At 65.9% G+C, this 20,335-nt stretch carries 24 protein-coding genes; 2 read left to right on the top strand and 22 right to left on the bottom strand.

The window, feature by feature from the left end; all coding sequences use genetic code 11:
• Positions 1–10: 10 nt before the first annotated feature.
• From NUH86_RS05070 to NUH86_RS05175, 22 genes are all read right to left on the bottom strand, one after another.
• A complete protein-coding gene (locus NUH86_RS05070) occupies positions 11–1,435 on the bottom strand; it encodes a conjugal transfer protein TraH (protein WP_013846837.1) in 1,425 nt (474 codons plus the stop codon).
• A 45-nt stretch (positions 1,436–1,480) separates the two neighbouring features.
• Complete coding sequence (locus tag NUH86_RS05075; protein ID WP_013846836.1) at positions 1,481–2,065, bottom strand: hypothetical protein; 585 nt, start codon at positions 2,063–2,065, stop codon at positions 1,481–1,483.
• A complete protein-coding gene (locus NUH86_RS05080; protein WP_013846835.1) occupies positions 2,062–2,934 on the bottom strand; it encodes a conjugal transfer protein TraF in 873 nt (290 codons plus the stop codon). The genes NUH86_RS05075 and NUH86_RS05080 overlap by 4 nt, the downstream gene beginning before the upstream one ends.
• Entirely contained in the window at positions 2,931–3,542 is a 612-nt protein-coding gene (locus tag NUH86_RS05085) for a S26 family signal peptidase (protein WP_013846834.1), read from the bottom strand. Before NUH86_RS05085 ends, NUH86_RS05080 begins: the two co-directional genes overlap by 4 nt.
• Complete coding sequence (locus NUH86_RS05090) at positions 3,514–4,395, bottom strand: type-F conjugative transfer system pilin assembly protein TrbC (protein WP_013846833.1); 882 nt, start codon at positions 4,393–4,395, stop codon at positions 3,514–3,516. The genes NUH86_RS05085 and NUH86_RS05090 overlap by 29 nt, the downstream gene beginning before the upstream one ends.
• Entirely contained in the window at positions 4,367–5,485 is a 1,119-nt protein-coding gene (gene traN, locus NUH86_RS05095; protein ID WP_013846832.1) for a conjugal transfer protein TraN, read from the bottom strand. Before traN ends, NUH86_RS05090 begins: the two co-directional genes overlap by 29 nt.
• Positions 5,482–7,425, bottom strand: a complete 1,944-nt coding sequence (locus tag NUH86_RS05100) for a hypothetical protein (RefSeq protein WP_013846831.1) — start codon at positions 7,423–7,425, stop codon at positions 5,482–5,484. The genes traN and NUH86_RS05100 overlap by 4 nt, the downstream gene beginning before the upstream one ends.
• A 319-nt stretch (positions 7,426–7,744) precedes the next feature.
• Entirely contained in the window at positions 7,745–8,761 is a 1,017-nt protein-coding gene (locus NUH86_RS05105) for a TraU family protein (RefSeq protein ID WP_013846830.1), read from the bottom strand.
• Positions 8,758–9,423 carry a conjugal transfer protein TraW gene (locus NUH86_RS05110; protein ID WP_013846829.1) on the bottom strand — a complete coding sequence of 222 codons (666 nt, stop codon included), beginning with the start codon at positions 9,421–9,423 and terminating at the stop codon, positions 8,758–8,760. Before NUH86_RS05110 ends, NUH86_RS05105 begins: the two co-directional genes overlap by 4 nt.
• A complete protein-coding gene (locus tag NUH86_RS05115; RefSeq protein WP_013846828.1) occupies positions 9,413–9,649 on the bottom strand; it encodes a hypothetical protein in 237 nt (78 codons plus the stop codon). The genes NUH86_RS05110 and NUH86_RS05115 overlap by 11 nt, the downstream gene beginning before the upstream one ends.
• Entirely contained in the window at positions 9,646–10,188 is a 543-nt protein-coding gene (locus NUH86_RS05120) for a hypothetical protein (RefSeq protein ID WP_143761317.1), read from the bottom strand. Before NUH86_RS05120 ends, NUH86_RS05115 begins: the two co-directional genes overlap by 4 nt.
• The gene (locus NUH86_RS05125; RefSeq protein ID WP_013846826.1) at positions 10,152–10,562 is read right to left on the bottom strand and encodes a hypothetical protein; all 411 of its coding nucleotides are present in this window, start codon (positions 10,560–10,562) and stop codon (positions 10,152–10,154) included. The genes NUH86_RS05120 and NUH86_RS05125 overlap by 37 nt, the downstream gene beginning before the upstream one ends.
• On the bottom strand, positions 10,559–10,885 hold the full coding sequence (locus NUH86_RS05130) for a hypothetical protein (protein ID WP_013846825.1): 327 nt from the start codon (positions 10,883–10,885) through the stop codon (positions 10,559–10,561). Before NUH86_RS05130 ends, NUH86_RS05125 begins: the two co-directional genes overlap by 4 nt.
• Positions 10,882–13,398: a TraC family protein gene (locus NUH86_RS05135; RefSeq protein ID WP_013846824.1), complete on the bottom strand. Its 2,517-nt coding sequence runs from the start codon at positions 13,396–13,398 to the stop codon at positions 10,882–10,884. Before NUH86_RS05135 ends, NUH86_RS05130 begins: the two co-directional genes overlap by 4 nt.
• Positions 13,395–13,997: a TraV family lipoprotein gene (locus NUH86_RS05140; protein ID WP_013846823.1), complete on the bottom strand. Its 603-nt coding sequence runs from the start codon at positions 13,995–13,997 to the stop codon at positions 13,395–13,397. The genes NUH86_RS05135 and NUH86_RS05140 overlap by 4 nt, the downstream gene beginning before the upstream one ends.
• Before the next feature lie 35 nt (positions 13,998–14,032).
• Positions 14,033–15,346 (bottom strand): TraB/VirB10 family protein, encoded by a 1,314-nt coding sequence (locus tag NUH86_RS05145; RefSeq protein ID WP_013846822.1) that lies wholly within the window; start codon positions 15,344–15,346, stop codon positions 14,033–14,035.
• Positions 15,343–16,101: a type-F conjugative transfer system secretin TraK gene (locus tag NUH86_RS05150; protein WP_013846821.1), complete on the bottom strand. Its 759-nt coding sequence runs from the start codon at positions 16,099–16,101 to the stop codon at positions 15,343–15,345. The genes NUH86_RS05145 and NUH86_RS05150 overlap by 4 nt, the downstream gene beginning before the upstream one ends.
• Positions 16,085–16,723, bottom strand: coding sequence for a TraE/TraK family type IV conjugative transfer system protein (locus NUH86_RS05155; RefSeq protein WP_013846820.1), 639 nt, complete (start codon positions 16,721–16,723; stop codon positions 16,085–16,087). Before NUH86_RS05155 ends, NUH86_RS05150 begins: the two co-directional genes overlap by 17 nt.
• Before the next feature lie 8 nt (positions 16,724–16,731).
• Positions 16,732–16,998: a type IV conjugative transfer system protein TraL gene (locus NUH86_RS05160; RefSeq protein ID WP_013846819.1), complete on the bottom strand. Its 267-nt coding sequence runs from the start codon at positions 16,996–16,998 to the stop codon at positions 16,732–16,734.
• A gap of 136 nt (positions 16,999–17,134) precedes the next feature.
• The gene (locus tag NUH86_RS05165) at positions 17,135–17,452 is read right to left on the bottom strand and encodes a hypothetical protein (protein ID WP_013846818.1); all 318 of its coding nucleotides are present in this window, start codon (positions 17,450–17,452) and stop codon (positions 17,135–17,137) included.
• 181 nt (positions 17,453–17,633) lie between these two features.
• On the bottom strand, positions 17,634–18,404 hold the full coding sequence (locus tag NUH86_RS05170) for a DsbC family protein (RefSeq protein ID WP_013846817.1): 771 nt from the start codon (positions 18,402–18,404) through the stop codon (positions 17,634–17,636).
• Complete coding sequence (locus tag NUH86_RS05175; protein ID WP_013846816.1) at positions 18,391–18,696, bottom strand: hypothetical protein; 306 nt, start codon at positions 18,694–18,696, stop codon at positions 18,391–18,393. The genes NUH86_RS05170 and NUH86_RS05175 overlap by 14 nt, the downstream gene beginning before the upstream one ends.
• Positions 18,697–19,004: 308 nt before the next feature.
• Here NUH86_RS05175 and NUH86_RS05180 point away from each other — a divergent pair, with 308 nt between their 5' ends.
• Both NUH86_RS05180 and NUH86_RS05185 read left to right on the top strand, forming a co-directional pair.
• Positions 19,005–19,562 carry a helix-turn-helix domain-containing protein gene (locus tag NUH86_RS05180; RefSeq protein ID WP_232037390.1) on the top strand — a complete coding sequence of 186 codons (558 nt, stop codon included), beginning with the start codon at positions 19,005–19,007 and terminating at the stop codon, positions 19,560–19,562.
• 46 nt (positions 19,563–19,608) lie between these two features.
• On the top strand, positions 19,609–20,277 hold the full coding sequence (locus NUH86_RS05185; RefSeq protein ID WP_013846814.1) for a MobA/MobL family protein: 669 nt from the start codon (positions 19,609–19,611) through the stop codon (positions 20,275–20,277).
• The last annotated feature ends 58 nt before the right edge of the window (positions 20,278–20,335 follow it).

Consider the following 20,335-nt stretch of genomic DNA (forward strand, 5'->3'; position numbering starts at 1 on the left):
CGGCCCTCCGTCAGCGGTTGCGGTTGGCGGCGGCGCCGGCGGCGTCGCGCGCATCACGGTCGCGCTGGCGCACGACCCCGGCATAGTTGGCCGAGAGGTTCGCCTGGTTCAGCGCAGCCATGTAGGACTGGCGCATCTGCGCGCGCTGGCGCAGCACCTCGTCGCGCAGCCCGCTCAATTGCTCGATGCCCTTGGCGAGGATGCGGGTCTGGCAGATCCTGGCGCTGCCTGCATCGGCCGCACCGGCGGCGGTCACGCCGCGTTCGGCATTCGACACGGCAAAATCTATGCTGCGCGTGAGGTCGTTGAGCATCTGATAGGCGAGCGTCAGCGCAACCAGCTCGTCGGTATCGCCGATCACGCTCTCGACCAGCCCCTGGCGCACGCCCCATTCGAGCAGGCGATAGACCGGCAGGGTCCGCACATTGGCGACGAACTGGCGTTCCTCCGTCGTCAGAGTGGCGCGCGTGCGGATCTTGACCGCGATCGACTCCATCCGGCCGCGTGCGAGCACCAGCGCGCCCTTACCGCTGCCGTCGGTCGAGCAGTCGGCGGCGGTCGGCGGCACCGCGATCGCGCGGGTCTGAACCTTGCCGGTCAGGAAATCGTCGACACTCTCGGTGTCCTGCCGTGCGCAGGCGGGGATGGCCGTGAACAGCGGAACCTTGTCCGCCGGGTCCCAGCGCATATAGACGTCGCCAACGCGGGCGCGCATGACGCCGGCCCAGTCGGACGCGCCGACACGCGCGGCGGCATGGGCTAGCAGCGAGCCCGTCTTGAAGATTTCCGTGACTTCCGCCGGGCAGTTTTCCAGCGCATCGCGCAAATCCTCGGTCGGATTGCCCTGGTTCGCCTGGATCTTCTCGCGGCTCTGCTGATAGCTCTTGGAGAAGCCCTCGCGGACGCTCTTGTAGCCGGTCATCTCCTCGATGATGCCCGACATATTGTCGTCGCCCCGGGCGATCTGGACCATGCGGTTGGCGAGCCGGCAATCGTTGACCTGGATCGAGTTCAGGAAATTGGTCGCCGCCTCCATCTTCGAGATGATGTTACCCATTTTTTCATCGAGGGTTTCCAACAGATACTGGAAAGCGACAGCCGGGGCAGCCTGAAGGATGCTTTCGAGCTTCTGGACGAGATAGTCGGGATCGAGGAACGACATGCCGCCCAAAAACATGTCGATTCCCCCGCAGCCCGCGCGGACCTTGGGCAGCGTGACCGACATGAGATAGTCGTTATGGACATCGATCCGGCCCGACATGCCGCCCGCGGTGATATAGCCGCGGGTCTGGTCCTCGAAGGAGCCGGGGCTGGTGTAGGTCACATTGTCGAACCAGCTTTCGGCCCAGCTTTGCGCGGACGCGGGCGAGGCGAAGGACAGACAAGCCAGCAGGGGAAGGGCGAGCAGGGTCAGGCGGCGGCGCGGGTTTGCCATGGCGGGCAGCTTTCGTTTACGCGGGCAAGGGGCTGGCTCCCCATGTCAGTTCCTTGCCCTGTTGGAGGAGGGACGCGTGGGTGCGGCCACGATTCCGGTGAACTTGGCCATGCCGCGCACGCCGACAGCGGGCTTCACCCCGGTCAGCATCTTGGCGGCGAGGTAGAGATTGCGCGCGAGGTTGGGCGCATGATCGGTGCCGATCGCGACGGGAATGACGCGATTGGAGTCGGAGACGGGCCGGACCCAGGCGACAGGGTGCCCGACCCAGGGCAGGCCGAGACGCCCGGAGCGCAGCATCGCTTCCTGGCTGCCGATCGTGCGGACCTTCCAGCCATAGCGTTGCCCCAGGGTTCCAAGCCGCGCCCAGAGATCGGCGCAGGGGATGCAACCGGGCGCCGTGCTCATCTCGACGATGAACGCGGGGGCCTGGCCTTTCATGGTTTCGGCGAAGTCGGGCGGCCAGTCGCGCGTCACCGGAACGCGGGCGAGCCACTGGCGCATCTCCGGGTCGGTGGCGACAGGGTGGATCGCCGCGCGCATCGCCTGTTCGTGCGTCGGCGCCTGCGCTTGAACAGGTGCACTCGCCATGACCAGCGCCACAAGCAGGATGGGGGCGAAGCGGATCATGGCCGGGGCTCCATCCGAACGTCCACCAGATCGCCCCCCAGCACGCGCGGATCGGTGGCCGACACCGGGCCGTTGGCGAGCGCGTCGAAGAACCCGTCTTCCTCGCCCGCACCGGTCAGGAACTGTTCGGGCCGGATATCGCCCGCTAGCAACCGGACTGCCTGGTAGGCCATCTGGATGAGGTTGGGATAGGCCTCGACTCCGCTCGCGATCACCATGCGCTGCTGGCTGCCTCGCCGGATCACCATCGTCGTGGGCGTGACCTCGACCCCGAAGCGCTGCGCGAGTTCGGGCTTGCGATCGATGTCCTGCAGCGTGACCTGCCAGCCCATCTCGTCCTGGAAGCGCTGGACGATCGGCCACTGGACACGGCAATAGCCGCAGGTCGAACGCGAGAACATGACCAGCGCGAATTCATTGGACCGGCTGCGCAGATACTGGCGGCGGACCTGATCCTTCTGCGCGGAAAGCTGATCGCGCGCCTCGCCGACCATAGGGTTCGCCGATTTGGCGTTGAGTTCGGGATTTTGCAGCATGGCGATCTGGGTGACGCCGGCGAAGGCGCGGGCCTTGCGCCGGGCGAAGTCCTGCAGGCGCCAGAAATCCGCCACCGCATCGACCGTCAGCACGGTCGCCGCGTAATCCCGTTGCTCCTCGATAAGCTTCCTGATCTTGGGCGGCGTCCATGTCGCCAGCTCGACCATCGGTGGAATGCGGGGTTTGACGAGCGCGTCGGGATCGGGTTCATCGTCGGCGGGTTTGGGCGGCGCCTGATACCACCAGTAGCCGGTGCGTTGATCGACGGTCTGCGCATGGACAGGCAGGATCGGCAGGAGCACCGCCGCGATGAGGAGGGCGGCGCGGATCACAGCAGCTTCTCCATGCGCTTCAGCCGCTCGATCTCGACCGGGCCGTAGTAGCGGCTGTCGAACCCGCTGGCGTGTGACGAGCCGACATAGATCATGCCCGCGGGGATCGTCGGATAGAACGGCCGCCAATGGTCGAGCTTCTGCCCATTGTGCCCATAGGGCTTGCTGATGCCGAGCAGCTTGCCGTTGCAATAGTACCAGCCATCCCATTCGCCGGGATGCATGGGGCCAGATGCAGACGACGGCTTCTCGATCCAGTCGATGCGGTCACCCGGCAGGCACAGAGCCATCTTGGTGACATCGACCGGCCTGGGGCCGGCGAGCGGATGCGACAGGGTGAACGATACGAAATCGCCGCGGTGGATCGGCCCCGGCGCCTTGCGGACGAGCCAGGCGTCGATCGAGGGACTCATCACGATGGTTGCCTGGGGAATCGCCCACCAGGTCAGGAGGCCGACCGGCAGGACTATGCCGAACGCCTTCCAGAGCTGTTTGGGGCGGGGTGGCTGGCCGAGGCCGGAACTGCCGAGCGCGACCGCGGCTTTCAGCGGCAGCAGCTTCAGTTCGGCCCAGCCGGATCTAGCGGCCCTGAAGGCGAGTCTGAGCATCGCTGACCTCCTGCTTGCCGCCGAGGCGGGCATATTCTTCGAGAAGTCCGGAAAGCGCCGCGTCGCCGTAGATGACATGGGCGGCACGCGGGGCATCATCCTCGCGCTCGCAATAGGGGAGCGCCGGATCGCCGGGCACCATGGCGAGCGCGGGGACGCGGGTGACGCCGTGCTGGCGGAAAATGAGCGGATCGACGATCAACTGCACGTCGCGCATCGCGCAGGCCGGGCCTTCGCAGCCGGGATCATGGCGCAGGATTTCCGCCGAGAGCTTCGCCATCGGCGCGACCTTCGTCAGCCCGCCGGGCATTCCCCGGAACGCCAGCACGCCGCCGACCCGTTCGAGCTGCCCGGCATAGGTGCGCAATGTCGTCAGCGGCATCGAGGACGAGACGAACAGGACCGGCACCCAGCCTTTGGCCTCGGGCGGTACGGTGGCGCCCGCGACCGCCTCCATGTCGGGCGCATCGAGACCGAGCGCCTGGCCGAGCCGTCTGGCCATGGCGTCGCGCTCGGCGGCCATCGCTTGCCTCCCTTTGTCGAGCGCGGTGCGCGCCCGCGCGTCCATCGCTGGCGACGGGGCGCGTTTGCGCAGTCCCTCGAAGGCGCGGCGGCGGGTCTCTTCCGATGGCGCGGGCAGCGCGGTCGGACCTCGTGTTTCCGCTTCGGCCTTTCGCGCGGCGGTGGCGCGTTCGAGCCGGTCCATCGCCGCGTCGCCTTGCGCCTGCGCGCGTTCCCTGGCGTTCACCGGTGGCGCGGCATCCTGCGCGTGGGAGGGCGCGGAGGCGGCGAGGAGGAGGGTGAGCGCGGAGAGACCGCGCAGCCTATGGCGTGACCGCACGCATATACGCATCGATCTTGTCCTTCATGTCGATCTGGATGTCGGCCTGGGCGCGGGCCTCGATCTCGGAATAATATTCGGAAAGGTCCATTTTGGAGAAATCCAGCGCCTGGAATTCCTCGGGGGTGAATCCGCGGCAGTAGGGGTTCTTCGGCGTGCCCCAGCCCAAGCCGTTGAAGCTCTTGAGCTGCGGGCGACCCTGTTCCTGGATGATGCGGCCAAGCTTGGTGTTGAAGCAGCAGTGGCCCTTGGATTTCTGCACGCAGATGCCGAGGATCTTCGAACTGCAATAGGTCCCGACTTCGTGGCACATGCCCGAGCCCCGGAGCATGCCCACTTCCATGTCTTGGCTGTCACAGCCGGACAGGAGGAAATCCATCATGAAGTTGATGGCGAGACTGATGGCGATCGAGGTCGGATCGATCCCGGCGATGATCGCGTTCGCGCCGGAGCTTGCGGCCTGGCCAGCGGTCGCGCCCGCCTTAAACGCACCATAGGCGGCCTTCATGCCGGTGAAGACGCCTTTCGCCACCGCGATCTTCGTGCCGATCGACGAGATGGATGAGCCCATCCCGTCCTTGACGATCTTGCCCTTGTCCTTGCAGCAGTTCGAAAAGGTGGTCTTGAGGCCCGCCGGGCGGCAGCGCACCGCGCGTCCCGCGAATATCTCGATATTGCCAAGGCAATGCCCTTCGGCGTCGACTTCGCCATCGGCAGGCGCGCCGGGATCGTCGACGATGGGATCGTCCTCAATTCCGGTGCCGTCGCTGCCGGTGCAGGCATTGGGCGAGCACATCGGCGTGCCGCCGCCGACCGGCGTCAGGCATGAGTGCTGGCTGCCGAGCGGGCAGCTATACGCGCCCTCGGCATCGGCCACGCACATCACTTGCTGGATCGGGCAGAGCCATTCTTCATCCGCCATGATTGTGCAGTTCGCGACCTCGCCAGGATCACCGGCATCGCCGTTGCCATCGAGATCGACCGCGCAGACCGGGAGCGTTTGCGCTTGCGCTGGCGTGACATGCCCCGCGAGCAGCAAGCCGGACAGGCCGAGCGCAAGCAGCTGTGCGCGCTTCCGCCAGGGAAGGAGGCGCCCGATCATCGCACTTCCCCCGTGCAGACCATGTCGGCCCCACCGAGGCGGACGGTCTGCATCATGACGACGGCTTCGGGAAAATCGTCGAGGCAGCCGCAGGCCGAGACGATTTCCTCGCCCGGACCCACAGGGCAGACATCGCCGCCGCCTGCCGCCGTGCAGGCATGGTAGAAGGTGTCCCACCCGACAGGCGCATTCTGTTTCGTGCCGACCACTCCGTCGAGGGTAGCCGCCGTATTGCGCGCGGGCGCGCGGGTCTTGCAGACCGGCTCGCAGGCCGGAACCGAACCGCGATCGGGCAGCGCGAAGGGCCGTGACGCGGTGGCATAACCCCCGTCCGAGGTCCTCGTCCGGTCGGCCAGCATGGTCTCGGTCGAATGGTCGATGATATAGGCGCCGCGGCTCAGATCAGGTTCCGGCATCGATCCGGTATCGACGGTACAACGATAACGGCGCTGACGCTCGAACCATGGCCGCGCGAGACGGAGCGAGCAGGCGCCGCTCTCGAACAGGCGTGCCTGGGGGAGGGGCGTAAGGCCGGTGCCGACGCCGTTGCGGAACGTCTCGACGCCATCGACGCTTTCGTCATGAAGCGCGCAATTGACGTCGCCGGCATAGCCCGCGCACAGGTCGACGATCCGCTCGGTCGGGTTGCAACTGAGATCGAGCATTGCATCGAACTGCGCGAAGGCCTCTCCTTCACCGCCGACCGCGATGCGCATGGAAATGACATGCTCGCCGCGGGTCAGCCACGGCTTGAGGTCGAGATTGGGATAGGCATGCCAGGTCCGTTTCCGCTCGCACTTGCCGGGCGGCAGGCCGGTCCCGGTCCAGTTCGCCGGATTGGACAGCACGAGCTCGCCGTCGATGCGAAGCTGGAGCCAGTCGTCGAAGAAATAGTGCGAGAGCCGGAACTGCGCGAGGCGATCGGGATCATCGATCCGCAGCCGCATGGAAAACTCGAAGATGCGGCAGCTCCCGCCTCGCAGGCTGTCGTCGCGCGGCGAGCCCATCTGCAATGTGAGCTGATCGGGTGCGGGCGCATAGATCGCATAGGCGCCGCCGAGATGCGCGATCACATCGTCCGCCTTGACGGCGTTCAACGACACCTCCCGCGTGATCGTGCAGGACCGGATCTGCTCGGCCTTGCCGACGCCGGCGGGCGAGCCCTTGAGCGCCTGGAAGATGCTGTTCGATGCGGCGACGCTCGCGGCATCGCCCTGGATCGTGGCGGGACTGGCGCGATAGGCCGTCTGCGGGAGCGCGGGGTTGGGCGAGCAGGCCGTGCTTTGGGCGCCAGTGTAACGGATGGCCGGGCCGTCGATCACCGCCTGCGCGACGCCGACGCGCGGATCGGCCGTGGTGAGCGCGCCGATGACGCCGCCGCCTAGGTCCTTCAGCACCGAGGCCATATTGCCCCAGACGAGGTTGCTGCCGCAGCTGTTGTTGATGCAGTAGCAACCGGCGAGATCGGTCAGGTCGACTTGCGCGAGCTTGAGATCGCCGCCTGACGCAACATCCCATTTGAAGCTCTTGCACTGGTTCCAGGTGCCCGGCTGACAGGAGACGACGCCATTGGCGCAAATGCCCGATACCGGCACCGGCAGGGTCAATGTCTGGTCGACCGTGCCGTCGAGATCCTTGTCGCGCGATATCCGCAGCGTGCCGATATCGCCGGTCGCCGCCGGCTGCGCGATCAGTTCGAGCAGCGTCGCCGTCTTCTGGCACGCTATATTGGGGTTGAACGTCCGGCTGTTGTCGACTGTCGAGATCGGTTGTCCGGCAAGCCCCGGCGTCAGATAATTCTGCTGGATCGCATCGCTGTCCGAGGTCTTCGCGCGGGATGCTTCGGCGGCGGCGCGGGCGCGGTCCTCGACCGTCTGGGCCGAGAGCGGCGCCGGCGCCAGAGCGCTGGCCGCGAGGAGGAGGATGCCGCGCTTCACCATGGCGTCCTCGCGCGGGTGGTTCGCGAGCCATGGGCGAAGCGCAGCATGTCTCCCGCCCGGAACGCGCTGGATCCGGGCGAGAGTATCCTGAAGACGGCCTGTCCCTCAAAAATGGTCAGCGCGGCCGCCACCGGAGATACGGCGGGAGGGGGCATTGCCGGCCCCGGCGGGGGGCTTTCGGCCGCGCTGACCGAGGGGGGAGCGGCGGTTGAAAGGCACACCGCCGCTCCTTCCGCGCGCCCGCTCACGGTGGGGAGCGTTCCGTGACGAGCGGGGCAGCTACCCGCGCGAGACGCACGGTTTGGGGGAAGCGATCTGCTCATGGCGTGGAAATCCCCGCGCAGCAGATCGCCTTCTCGAACAACATGAATTGGGCATTGTCCTTGCCCGGCGCGTGCTTGCCCGATGTCCAGAGCGCGCCGGGCCGCCCGATATTGACGCACTTACCGCCCTTGACCGGCTCCATGATCTGGAGCTTGTAGCGGGACTTGGTCCAGATCGGCTGCGCCTTGAACGAGCAGCCGTCCGCCGAATGGATCGTGAGAGCGCCCAGCCTGCCCATCATGAAGGTCGAGCGCGCGGCGAGCCCGGCCCAGGCCTCGACGCTATCGCCAAAATGAATATCGCCGGCGACCGGATAGGTCGCGCCCCAGGACCCCATGCACCAGAATAGAGGGTCAATGACCTTGCCAGCGGCCGCCGCGGCGCTGTCGGCCATGCAGGCAAGACCCGCCGCCGGATTGCCGAACAATATGCCTTCGGGCTGGATGATCGCGCCGAGCGTCCCCGACTGCCAGGTCGGCAGAACCTCGGTGATCATCGCGACGTCGAACCCGTCATCTTCGATGCACGGCAGGTCGGTGAACATGTCGAGCATCTTCCAGACCGGGCTGATGTAGTAGTGCGCCTGCGCGAACATCTTGCGGGTGTTGGTGCCGTCGGAGATCGACGACTGGCTGCCCTGGAGCTTGCCGCCGGTCGGCATGAGATCGACGCCGAGCGCCATCATGCAGCCCGGCTCGGTCACGACATCGATCATGCGGTTCGGGCTCCAGAACGAAACCTTGACCCCGAACCAGAAGGTCGCACCCTTGCGGCAGGCGCAGAGCGGTTTGGAGGCCGACTGGGCGTCCAGTTCCTTGTCGAGCTTATCGTAGGAGCCCACCCGCACGCCCCCGATCGTGATCGGGAAGATGCAGTTCCAGCGCACCTTGGTGATCGGATTGAACACCGTGCCCGCCTCGCATTTGGAGGCATGCGCAGGCGTGGCGGGCGCGACGAGCGCCAGAGCGAGGGCCGCCGCGCCGGTGCGCAGCATCGAGATGAGCCGACTCATGGGATGGCCTTTCGTACGGGAGTGCGATCGGCGCGCACCTCTGTCAGCTCCAGCTTCTGGCCGACCTGCCGGACGATCACGGGCGCGACGGTGAGGCCCAACCGCTCCTTCACGCGCTCCTCGAGAATGAAGAGGGCGCGGCCGTGCTTCTCGCCAAGCGAGAGCGCATCGTCCTTTGCGTCCCCACCGCCGGTGAGGATGATCCAGTCGGTGAGCGCGGCGGTCTTCAGCGCCCAGCCCAGATCGCGGGGATGCACGACCACCAGCTTCTGCGGCAGCGACACATAGGTCAGCGGGTTGAAGGTGAAGCCCGCCGGATAGAGCAGCTTGCCGTCCGGCAGCCGGATTTCCTGATCGAGCGTGTAGAACGGCACAACGCTGCGAACCTGGGTCTGGCGCGCGACACCGAGCGTCGCGCCTTTCAATGCGCTCCAGCCCGAACGCGGTCCGAACTTTTCCGCCATATTGGGCGGCTGCTTTGCGGCGCGCGCCTCGATCTCGGCCATCGCGTCGGGCTCGGCGATCAGCCAGGTGCGCCCGATGGTCGATGTCTCGGCGTGGGCCACCCCCGCGACGATCAGCGCGCCGGCCAGACACCCGGCGATGAGCGTGGACTGGATGGCGACGACATGCCAGCCTTGGGGGACACGTCTATCGACCACGGCGGCGCTCCCTCCAGGGAACGGCAGGCGTGCGACTCTCGCCGCAGACCGCGCAGATGAACGCGGTGACGCCCAGGAACAGCGTGAGCCAGATCAGCGCCTGGCTGCCGCCGAGGTCGGGGGCCGACCAGAGCACCAGCGAAGACTGGAGGATCATCAGCAGATGCGTGCCGACCAGCAGGCGAATGGATGACGGACAAGGCGCGCCGGAGAAGATGCCGTTCATCGGCCCCACCTTTCGGCATGTCGGGCGAGGGCATTTGCCATCCTCGACGCGCGGTGCAGGAACCAAAGTCCTCCCCGCACAAGCGCGATCGGCGTCAGGACAATAATGGCCGCCCGCATGAACAGGGGCATTTCCGGGACGAGCAGGAACAGGCCGACGATGATCGAGGCCGCCGCCGCTTCGAGGCCCACGATCTGCCGAAAGCGCAGAGCCGCGATCCTCTCGTCCCGACCGGACGTATATTCCATGGCAAGCGCGGCGCGGGCCATGATCAGGAGCACGGCTTCATTCGAGCGATGCAGGCGTTCGACATAGGCTTCCTGCGTCTCGCCCGGCAGGCGCGGCGCCATCCCTGGACGGACCAAAAGATCCTCCGGCCGTTTTCCGGGACGAGGAGGGATTTCGTCGATCCCGCCGTCGATCTGCCGGGCAAGCCAGCGGATCATGTCGCCGACCAGCGGGCGGATCGACGACGGGTCGGGCGATCCGGAGAAGCTGCCGTTCATGCCCATCTGCGTGCCCTCCGCGTGACCAGCCAATTCGGGATGCTGTCGATGATGCGGGCGATGCCGATCGCCAGCGCGGCGCCGGTGAGTCCGGCACAGGCGATCAGCCCGGCCACGAGCGGCACGGGCACGCTGTCTGCGGCCCCGCACAACCCTAGGCCGGCATAGGCCAGGGCGGCGATGACCGGCCCGGTGAAGGTCAGCAGGAGAGCATGCCGCCGCCAGCGCTGGCGCTCGCTTTCCAGGATGGTCCATTGCGCATCGCGAACGGACGCGAGGAACCGGACCCGGTCGCCCAGTTCCCACTGGCAGCGGACCAGGTAGTCGTGAAGGGATTCGTCCGGCCTGCGCACGACGAGGGTCAGGCGCTCATTGCCGCCACTGGGCGGGAGTATGTCCAGCATCATCTTTTCCTCCTGAGTTTTGCGAGCAAGCGGCCCGCGGCCCCGGTCAGGCCGATGAGGATGAGCCCGGTCAGGAAACAGCCGCCGCCAACGATCGCCGCGCCGCGAAGAACGATGCCGGCGGGCTGTTCGAGCACCAGCCCGGCCGCGAGCACGAGCGATGCGATCATCACGGATTCGATGACCACCAGGCGGAAGCGCCAGCGCAATGCGTCGGCTTCCGCCCGTGCGGCGACGCGCGCCTCGATGATCCGCTCGATATCCTCATCCGGGCTCTCCACGAGCCGGAGTGGCAACTGGTCGGGGGAGGGGGAGCGCCGCGTCATGACAGCGCACTCCGCTTCAGCGGCGCTGCGTCATCGAAGGACGTGCCGATTATCCCGGCGGGATCGACGCCGGCGAGATCGCACACCGCTTCGAGCGGCGAGCGTCCGGCGCGGACCAGCGCCTCGAACGCGGCCACGTCTTCGGGCGCGGAGGTGTTGATCCAGTAGCTGAACGGATCGACGACGAGCCGGGCGATGCCGAGGCCAAGCGGGCTGTCGATGAAGACTTCCGAATAGTTCGGTTTGTTGTTGCGGACCGATTTCAGGAGGTCGAGGACGAAACCCGAATAGTCGAGGATCTTGTTTTCGACCGCCTTGTCATAGGTCGATCCCTGCAGGAGGAAGCGCGTCGCGGCATTTTCCAGGATCACCTGTCCCGTGCCGCCGAACAGCAGCAGATCGTTCATGCTCTGGAGAATGATGCCGAAGCTGCCGCGATATTTTCGGGCGCGGCGATAGCCCTGGCTGATCGCCTCGGCGAGGCGCGACAGGTCCTGGCCCTCTTCGCGGGTCATGAACTGCGCGGCTTCATCGCACAGCACGAAGCGGGGGCGATCACGGGCGGACAGGTAGAGTTCCTGCGTTACCGCGTTGATCACCACCATGACGACCACGTTGAACAGGTCAGGCATGGCCTTCAGGCGCTCGAGTTCGAGCACCACGAATTCATCGTTCGAGATGTCGAACGTGCTGGGACCGTTGAAATAATGGCCGTAGGCTCCGTCCGACCCGAAATCACGCAGGTTGAAGGCCAATTCGCGCGCCGTGGGCACGAGGTGGTCGACCCGGTCGAGATCGGAGACGGTGTTGGCCGGATAGGAGCCGAGCCATTCGCGCACCGCATCGATCCCGGCTTCCGCGCGGCCGCTCTCGATCGCCCATTGCACGGCGGACTTGAGCAGGTTCCATTCGGACGTCGTGACGGGCTTGCGCGTCCCGGCGTTGGCCATCTCCGCGACGATCGACACCGCCATCGAGATCGCGGACTCTCGATCGTCGCCGTCGAGAGCGAGCCCCAGGTCGAACGGATTGAGGACGAGATGCTCTTCGCCCAGATCGATGTAACGGCCCGAGCAGAGCGTGCAGAGTTTCTTGTAGCTGCCGCCGATGTCGATGATGCGGATGAGCGCGTTCTGCGCGAAATACTGCTGGCACAGGTTATTGAGCAGGAAGCTCTTGCCCGCGCCCGATTCCGCCGAGACGATGAAGTTGTAGTTGTTGATACGCGGATCGAAGAGGTCGAGCGTGATGAGCTGCCCCTTGCGGCCCGTATAGAGCAGCGCCGGCCGCCCGCCGCCCCGGAAATCGGTTTGGATCGGCGACATCAGCACGCCCGCGCGCACCGGCACGCGGAAATCGCGCTGCAGCATACCGATCGTGCGTCGCTCGGGGTACAGGCCGAAGGGCAGGCTTGCCGCCAGCAGGATCGGGTTGAGGTAGGATTCCTCCTGGACCATCCACGGCAGCGGTTCGCTCTCCCACAGCCGCTTGGCGCGCGCCGCCATCTCGCGGGCCTGATGGCGGTCGCGGCCAAACACCCACATGGTGGGGATTACCGAGACGAACCGGGTGTTTCCGGCCTCGTCCAGGATCCACCCGATCTCTTCGATCTGCTTGCCGACCTCGACCGCGAAGGACCCCGCCGCCTTCTGCGCCGAGAGAATCTGCGCGCGCTTGTGGATCTCGAAGGCCGAGTGATCGAAGAGGACATTGAGCGTATAGAGGAACGGCCCGCCGATCTGGTCGCTGTCCTCGGACGACCCGCGCATGCCGCCGGTGAGACGATTGGCACGTTCGGCGGTGATCCGCCGCGGCGGCGACTTGGGCGTCAGACAGCGCGCCACCTGGTTGCCCAGATATACTTCCGGCCCGTCGAAGCGGAGCGCCGGCCCGGCATCGATGATCTGGCGGCGCAGCGGCACGTCGGCGGTCTGGGTGAAGACGCCGGGCGCGGGCGCATGAACGCCGTTGAAAATGCGCCGGTAGAGCGAGATGATCTCGCTCGGCGCCATCGGGCGGATGCCGAGCTTGGCGAGCTGCTCCTCGATCTGGCGGCGCAGGTCGCTGTCCATCGGCGCGCGCGTCTTGACCGACAGGAATGCGCGGAAATCGCGGATCGGGATGCCATGCAGGGCCTTCAAGCCCATGGTGCCGGCGCGCAGATAGTCGAAGGTGCGCCGGGCCGAGGCCTGGATGAGCGGATCGGGCCGTGTCTTGAGGTCGAGAAAGGCGTCGAGCGCATCGTCGATCAGCGGGTCGGCGAAACTCTGGAGCTGGAGGATCGTGCCTTCGGGAAAATTGACGTTGAGCAGCCCCAGCAGCGCCTCATGGACATGGGCGAACATATAGGGGGAGGGGACCAGCTCCCAGCTATATCCCCAGCCGTCGTCGATGGTGAGGAATGCCTGTTCTTCCTCGACCCAGGCAGCGAGCGGCAGGAAGTCGGAATAGCTGTCGCGCTCGACGCTGCGGCGCAGCCGCGCCAGCGTCATGCCCGATTGATAGCTGGTCATGGCCGGGGGCCCACTTCATTCTGGCCATCGTCGAGGTGGTCCCGGACCTGTTCGAGCACGTTCACGCGGGACGCGGGCGAAACCGGGGCGACAAGATAGTCGCCGACCACCCATTGCGGGCGCTCGACCAGCGAATAGACATAGCGCGGCATGTAGAGCCGGTCGGGACGCTGCCGGTCGGCATAGGGCAGGATCAGCGTGCGGACCGAACGCGGGGGCTTGAGCATCGGCGTGACCGGCTGCTCGATCAGCCCCTGCAGCTCGCGATAGACGCTGTCGCGATAACCGGCGAAGGCGCCCGATGCCGCTTTGCCAGAGCCTGATCCGCCCGAACTGCGTGCGGACTTGCCGTCCTTGAGCAGTTTCCTGTCCCTGGTGACCGCCGGATCGGACTTCGATGCGACGCCCGCAACGGCATCGGCATAGGCTTTCTCAGGATGGATGCATTGGCCATGATCGTCGTTCTTGCAGCTGAACTTCTCGCTATAGGGCGACATGACCGAACCCAGCGTGGCGCAGCCGCTCAGCATGAAGGCGGCGCAGACCGGAAGAAGCCGGGAGAGGGCGCGCGATCGGCGCGCGGGCGATAGAGGCCGCATGGGCGATACTCCCTGTTGGATGAGGAGCCGGCGCATCAGAATTTGCTCCCGGCGGTCGGCTTGATTTCGAGGGTGACGCCCTCCTGAATCACGACCACGACGTCCTTCGCCGCGCCGACCTCGACGATCGGCCCCGCCTGACGCGCGAGATCGAGATAGAAATCCGTGAGCTTCTCGGACGATCGCGACAGGCCGCCGGCGATGCCGGCCTGTGCGGCGTCGCCCGCATCGAGCGTGCGCACCGAACCCAGCGCCGAGGTCGAGACGTCACCGACGGTGTTCTGGACCGTATCGGCGACCCCGGTGATGGTGCCGGCGATGAACGCGCGGGCGAGCGCAGCCCCGGCGCGGGTGACGACCTTGCCGGAGAGGCCCTTCTTGCCGTCGGCGTCGACGAAGAAGCCCTTGATGGGCTGGTCGACGACCGAGCGTTCGTCGAAATCGACGCAGGAGAGGCTGACCAACTGGACCTCGACCCGTTCCTTCGCGAGCGACCCGGTGGCGTTGCCGATGACGAAGCAGCCGGCGAGGTTGGCTTTGACGTCATTGGGCAGGACGGCGGGGGCTTGCACCCGCGCGATCAATGGTTCGGGATTGTTGGTCGCATCCCGGCTCGCCAGCGCATCGATCCCGGTGAGGAGCCGCGCCTTCATGAAACCAGGTGGCAAATAGATGGTCCGCGTCTTTTTTTTAGCGGCCTGTGCCCCATCGGCGGCCGCGACCGGGCTGGTCGCGGCGCCGATCGCGCCCACGGTCTTCTCGACCGGCGGGGCCGGAGGCGCGGGCGGCGCGGCAGGCGGTGAGGGCGGCTTCGCGACGGACGGATCGATGTCACCGGTCGCGGGCGGTTCGGGAAAATCGGGAACCGAGCCGGGTATTGCCGGAGGCAGATCGCCGTCGAGCGCATGGGGCGGCGTGCCGGCGCCGGGCACGACCTTGCCTTCCTCGATGGCGGTGACGCGATCGCCGAGCAATTGCTGTCCGTCGAGGATCTTCTGGAGGTCGCCGCGCAGCTTGACCTCGAGGCTGTCGCCGCGAAGCCCCGCGCCCATGTCGAGCTTCGAGCTGGGCGATGGCGCGGCCTGCTCGGTCTTGTTGCCGCTCGCCGTATAGAGGCCGAGCCCCAGCACGCCGATCGCGCCGGCGACGCCAAGCTGCCTTAAGCGCAGCTGCTGGCGTGCGGTCAGCGTTTGCCACCGCGTCTTGAGATCGAGCAGCGCGGGGCCGCGCGTATTCTCGCCAGAACGAGGGCGGTCCGCCTCATAGCCGTCGAGGTCGAGTTCCTCCGCGCGATCGTCAGGACCGCGCCCGCGGGGCCCGCGACCGCCGCGAGAGTCCCCGCCGCTCATTGCCCGGCTCCCCGGCGAACGACGATCAGCCGCGCGGCTTCCCCGGCCTCGATATTGCCCCGGTCGAGCGTGATCGCGAAGATGTTGGCGCCGAGCGCGCCGTCGAGAAAACCGCGTTCGTCGAGCTGCGCGCCGCCAGCGGCAGAGACCAGATATTCCGATGCCGAGAGGCCGGACCCGTCGATCTCGATCCGGCGTCGTTCCTCCAGCGTGGCGCCCGGCAGCGCCCGGAGCCGGATCGGACCTGATCGCGGCGCGACGCTGGTGAAGCTCGCCGGGATCCGGTCCTGGAGCATCGAGAGCGTGATCGAGACCGCCCGTTCTTCTTCGACCAGGGGCCCTAGCAGTTCCTCATTGGCGCGGGCGCGCTGGGGAGCACCGGGCTGGAGCAACACCGTCTGCGCCGGAATGTCCGACGGCTCGGCATAGAGCGCATAGACCGCGCCGTTGCAGGTGATGAAGAATTCGGACGGTACGGTGACGAAGCTGCGCGTCACCATCCCGGCATCGTCGATCTCGCGAACGAGGAACTTGATCCAGGCGTCCGATCCGGCACGCTCGACGGCGATCGCCTTTTCGGCCGAAAACCTGACGTCCTCGATTTCGCCGCCCGCGCAGACGACATGGTTGATGTCGCGATTGGACAGGCGAATGGTGCTGGTTTGATCGGGCAGCGCGGTGACGGTCTGCGCCATTGAGGGCAATGGCGTGGCCAGGAGGGCGAGCGCCAACGCCCGCTTAACGGGGGTTCGCATCGAAATTTTCCTCGGTAAGGGCGGTCAGCCAGAAACGGCCATTGTCGATCACGTAGCGAATCCGCAGATTGCCCCGGAATTTGCGGATCACGCCGCCGATCACCCGGACCTTCTCGACCGGCACGAGTATCTCGGTCCGGGTCCAGGTCACGGGCTGATCGGGACGGATGTAGGTCGCGATCGAGAGCGTGGGGTTGTTGGCCAGTTCGTCGAGCAGCCGGTTGAGGCTGTCGCGCAGGCTGTTGTAGGTGGACGGATGCGTGATGCTCAGCAGTTCCTGGAACTGCCGGTCGGCCGAGTAGGCTGAATAGGTTCCCGAAAGCGACACGACATTGCGAGTCATCGAGCGCAGATAGGCCTCGGACGGCTCGCCGCCCGTGACATAGAGGTCGCCGCCCGCGCCGAAGGGGACGATGACCGTCCGGGTGTTCTGGTTGGAGGTGTAGATCACCATGCCCAGCACCGCCGTGATACCGAACAGGCCGATGACGGCGAGCTTCAGCAGTCGGTTCTCCTCAAACAGGTTGCTCGCTCCCTGCAGGTAGCGGTGGATGCCATAGCTGCCGGGCTTGCCGATCAGCGGATCGCGTGGGGGTGTGTCGGGGGATTTGCGTCCGAACATGGCCCGCCTCACTCGTAGAACCGGGTCTGGGTCGGACCCGGATAGTTGGACCAGCGGACAAGCCCCCAGCGCCAGGCCATGTGCGGGATGAAGCCGCGCGGCTTGGTGCGGAGCCAGGGAACGAAAAGGAGAAGACCCGCGACGAGCGCCCAACCGAGCATCCCGCCCACGATCACGGCGACGAAGATCACCGTGATCACGAGCACGAACTCGTCCGATCCAAACCACAGGATCTGGACAGGTTTGTGCAGATATTGGGGTAGCCGCTCGTCCACGAGCCTTCTCCTCCTTGCGTCGTGACCTCCCTGCGAAGCTGGTTGAACTTCGGGGGTTGTCCCGCCAGTGCGCCTCATGCGCCCTGGCCCGTTGAGGTCCGCCGACCGCGCCCAGGCGCGGCGGCGGACCAATCCGTCAGATGACCATTCCGAATGTCTGGAGGATCGAGTCCGCCTTGATCAGGCAGACGGCCGCCACGATGGTCGGGATGCCGATCATGATGTTCGAGAAGAGCCTGCTCACGCCGAACAGGAAGGCCGCGACGCCGCCGACGAAGCCGAGCGGGCCTTTGACCCCTTGATTGACCACGATATCGTAGATGTCGTAGCCGAGGTCGCCGGCCGCCGGCGCCGAGAAGGCGTGAGCCCCACCGGCCCCGAGCAGCGCGAGCAGGGTTACGGGAATGCCGACATTGGCGATTGAGGCGGATTGTCTGCCGAGTGTTTTCAACATGCACTTGCTCCAGGGAAGATGGGCCGCTCCGGGGACTGCTTGCCGGCATCGATGAGGATCGCTGTCGGCCGACGGCGAGGCTGGACGGCCCGGTTCGGGTCCCGCCGCCGGCATTGGGATTTGCGCGGCAGCGGCAGGGCCGATGCACCGCGCGTTCGCGATGTGAGGAGCCGGAAGGCGATCAGCGGCCGGCATTGGCGAGCGCCTTCTTACCGTCGAGGAACGCCTCGATCTCGGCCTGCCGGAAACCGGAAATCATCTGTCCGTCCGCGATCAGGGTTGGCGTGCCGGTGATGCCGGTCTTGCCGACGATTCCTGCATGCGCCTCGACCCTGGCCTTACCTTCCGCGCATGTGCGCAAAGGCGTGGGCGCGGCTCCGGCGTAGATCGCCTTGAACGCCGCTTCCTTGTCCGGGGAGCAAAGGACATGCTCGGCCTTGGCGGCGGCCTCGGCGTGGATGCCGGAGACGAAGAAGATCAGGCGCCGTACCGGCTTGCCTTCGGCGGCCTTCGCCGCCCAGAAGCGCTCGAGCGCGCGGCAATAGGGACAATCGGGATCGGTGAATTCGACAACCGTGGGCGCGCCCGCCGGACCGATGGCGAGAGCCATGCCGGTGTCGATCCCGGCGAGTTTCTTCGCTGAAGCGGTGTTCTGCGCCAGCGCGGTGAGGTTCTGGCCGTTGCGGTCGTAGATTTCCGCGAACAGCAGATGTTCGCTGTCAGGCGCATAATAGATGATGCGGCCGCCTGCCGTCGCCTGATAGATCGGGCCCTTGACGGGCGCCGGCCCGAAATCCTCGAATTGCAGATTGACGAATGTCTGCCGCAATTCGCTTTCCGCGTCGCGCGCGGCGGCGGTAAGCGGATCGGCGGCTTGCGCGAACGCCGCGCCTTGAGCGGCAACCAACAGGGGGAGAGCGAGGGTTGTGGCCCCCAACTTACGGATGCGCATGCGAAGTCTCCTGAAGAGTGCTGGCGGGGCGGGAGAGCAGGCGCGCATCGATATGCGTGCCCGTTCCCACCGGGATGTGATCGGCGGTGACGGTTGCGGGCATCGGCTCCGTCCGGTTCGTCGCGGCGGCGCGCAGAACGAACCCATCGACCGTCGCCACCACGATGCGCGGCTGCTCGGCCACCGGCGCGACAACTGTCTGTCGGCCATGTCCGCCGGGTCCGGCACAGGCCGTCGTCGTGACGATCAGTGCGCCCAGGGCAGCCGTCATCGCTTTGGCAATCGGCATCATGCACGACTCCATGCTGGCGCCCCGCGCCATGGTTGATGAATACTTAATGGTCCGAAGTATCAGGTCCGATTCGACTTGAACCCTCGGAACACGATCTGAGTGATTTGAAACGAAGAGGATTGCAACAGGACCCGGCAGCGTAGTGCCTGAAATGGCGATATTAGCCGTAAATATGCGAACTTAGCCTTATAAACTCGCTTTCGGGATCACATGGCCTGATCCGGTGCCGGTTCGACAATGAAGTTCCTGAATGATCCGATGTGGAGGAAACGGGAAATTATCTGCCCATTGCGCGTCAGAAAATAAATATGCTCGCGCATCCGTTGCAAATGAGCAGAAATATTCCTCTAAAATCATCGGCATCTATTCTTGATGCCGACCGCTTCGCGATTCTACCTTCGCCGGATAACCCACAGAGCCCGACGGGCCGAACCGGGGAGGAAGGACATATGGCATCCGATGGAAAATTCGCCGACGTCGACCTGTCGATCTTCAAGGAACTCAAGAAGCTCTCCGGCGAGAAGATCAGGCAGGCGCGAAAGGCGCTCGGTTTGACGCAGCTGGAGGTCGCCACCGAAATGGGCGGAAGCCTGCGCTGGTATCGCGCGATCGAGTCCGGCGATCCGGGGATAAGGCTGGAGGATCATCTGATCGCACTGCTCCGGCTCGGTGCATCGACCGCGCATATCGCGCTGCCTGTCCTCTATGCGGGCCAACGCATGCGGTTCCCGCGGCAACTGATCCACGGCGACCTCGCCTACATCGAGCGCAAGTGCATCGAGGCGATCTCGGACGCGGTGATCACCGGGTTGAAACAGGACCTCTTGCCGGAATGGTCGCGGAACGACGGGAAGGACCGGTCATGAAAATTGACGGTCCGGTTCGGGCGTGACGCTGGGACAGGAGGAAAAGATGGCGATCTTTCATTTCCATGTGAATATCATCAGCCGCGGCGCTGGACGCAGCATCGTCGCGGCCGCGGCCTGGCAAAACAGCTGCCGGCTGTACGATGAGCGCTACGGCCGGTTTTCCAATTTCGCGAACAAGCGGGCGGTCGCCTGGTCGGCGCTGATACTGCCGTCCGGGGCCCCCGCGCAGTGGGAGGATCGCGAGTGTTTCTGGAACGCATTGGCAGCAGCCGAAATCCGCAAGGACGCGCAGCTCGCCAGGCAGTTCGACGTCGCGCTGCCCGATGAACTGGACCTGCCGGCGTCGATCGCGGTCCTGCGGCGTTTCGCCAGCGAGATATTTTGCGTCGCGGGTTTTGCCGCCGACCTGACGCTGATCGAGATGGGCGACACGCCCAGGGGCAAGCGCCACCATGGCTATCTGCTGATACCGACCCGTCCGATCGTTGACGGGCTGTTTGGCCAGAAACCGCGCGAATGGAACAGTCGCGGGAAGCTGCTCGACATCCGTGCCGCTTGGGCGAGGGTCCTGAACGATAAGTTCGCGGCGCTGGGATATGATGTCCGCGTCGATCATCGATCCAATGAAGAACGTGGCATTAAGGCGGCACCGGTTGCGCATATCGGCGTGGCCCGCAAGCGCATCGCGGCGCGCGCCCGGCAAACATCCTGACAACACCTTACGTTGATGAACATCGGTGGCTTTGCTCATCGCCGCTTCTGGCGCCGCA

Source organism: Sphingobium sp. JS3065 (genome assembly GCF_026427355.1).
Classification (GTDB): domain Bacteria; phylum Pseudomonadota; class Alphaproteobacteria; order Sphingomonadales; family Sphingomonadaceae; genus Sphingobium.

What these genes read in the sequence shown, in the direction of transcription:
- NUH86_RS05070 (WP_013846837.1), bottom strand. Translation starts at nt 1,435, where the DNA reads ATGGCAAACCCGCGCCGCCGCCTGACCCTGCTCGCCCTTCCCCTGCTG.
- NUH86_RS05075 (WP_013846836.1), bottom strand. Translation starts at nt 2,065, where the DNA reads ATGATCCGCTTCGCCCCCATCCTGCTTGTGGCGCTGGTCATGGCGAGT.
- NUH86_RS05085 (WP_013846834.1), bottom strand. Translation starts at nt 3,542, where the DNA reads ATGCTCAGACTCGCCTTCAGGGCCGCTAGATCCGGCTGGGCCGAACTG.
- NUH86_RS05090 (WP_013846833.1), bottom strand. Translation starts at nt 4,395, where the DNA reads ATGCGTATATGCGTGCGGTCACGCCATAGGCTGCGCGGTCTCTCCGCG.
- traN (WP_013846832.1), bottom strand. Translation starts at nt 5,485, where the DNA reads ATGATCGGGCGCCTCCTTCCCTGGCGGAAGCGCGCACAGCTGCTTGCG.
- NUH86_RS05100 (WP_013846831.1), bottom strand. Translation starts at nt 7,425, where the DNA reads ATGGTGAAGCGCGGCATCCTCCTCCTCGCGGCCAGCGCTCTGGCGCCG.
- NUH86_RS05105 (WP_013846830.1), bottom strand. Translation starts at nt 8,761, where the DNA reads ATGAGTCGGCTCATCTCGATGCTGCGCACCGGCGCGGCGGCCCTCGCT.
- NUH86_RS05115 (WP_013846828.1), bottom strand. Translation starts at nt 9,649, where the DNA reads ATGAACGGCATCTTCTCCGGCGCGCCTTGTCCGTCATCCATTCGCCTG.
- NUH86_RS05125 (WP_013846826.1), bottom strand. Translation starts at nt 10,562, where the DNA reads ATGATGCTGGACATACTCCCGCCCAGTGGCGGCAATGAGCGCCTGACC.
- NUH86_RS05130 (WP_013846825.1), bottom strand. Translation starts at nt 10,885, where the DNA reads ATGACGCGGCGCTCCCCCTCCCCCGACCAGTTGCCACTCCGGCTCGTG.
- NUH86_RS05135 (WP_013846824.1), bottom strand. Translation starts at nt 13,398, where the DNA reads ATGACCAGCTATCAATCGGGCATGACGCTGGCGCGGCTGCGCCGCAGC.
- NUH86_RS05140 (WP_013846823.1), bottom strand. Translation starts at nt 13,997, where the DNA reads ATGCGGCCTCTATCGCCCGCGCGCCGATCGCGCGCCCTCTCCCGGCTT.
- NUH86_RS05145 (WP_013846822.1), bottom strand. Translation starts at nt 15,346, where the DNA reads ATGAGCGGCGGGGACTCTCGCGGCGGTCGCGGGCCCCGCGGGCGCGGT.
- NUH86_RS05150 (WP_013846821.1), bottom strand. Translation starts at nt 16,101, where the DNA reads ATGCGAACCCCCGTTAAGCGGGCGTTGGCGCTCGCCCTCCTGGCCACG.
- NUH86_RS05155 (WP_013846820.1), bottom strand. Translation starts at nt 16,723, where the DNA reads ATGTTCGGACGCAAATCCCCCGACACACCCCCACGCGATCCGCTGATC.
- NUH86_RS05165 (WP_013846818.1), bottom strand. Translation starts at nt 17,452, where the DNA reads ATGTTGAAAACACTCGGCAGACAATCCGCCTCAATCGCCAATGTCGGC.
- NUH86_RS05170 (WP_013846817.1), bottom strand. Translation starts at nt 18,404, where the DNA reads ATGCGCATCCGTAAGTTGGGGGCCACAACCCTCGCTCTCCCCCTGTTG.
- NUH86_RS05175 (WP_013846816.1), bottom strand. Translation starts at nt 18,696, where the DNA reads ATGATGCCGATTGCCAAAGCGATGACGGCTGCCCTGGGCGCACTGATC.
- NUH86_RS05180 (WP_232037390.1), top strand. Translation starts at nt 19,005, where the DNA reads ATGCTCGCGCATCCGTTGCAAATGAGCAGAAATATTCCTCTAAAATCA.
- NUH86_RS05185 (WP_013846814.1), top strand. Translation starts at nt 19,609, where the DNA reads ATGGCGATCTTTCATTTCCATGTGAATATCATCAGCCGCGGCGCTGGA.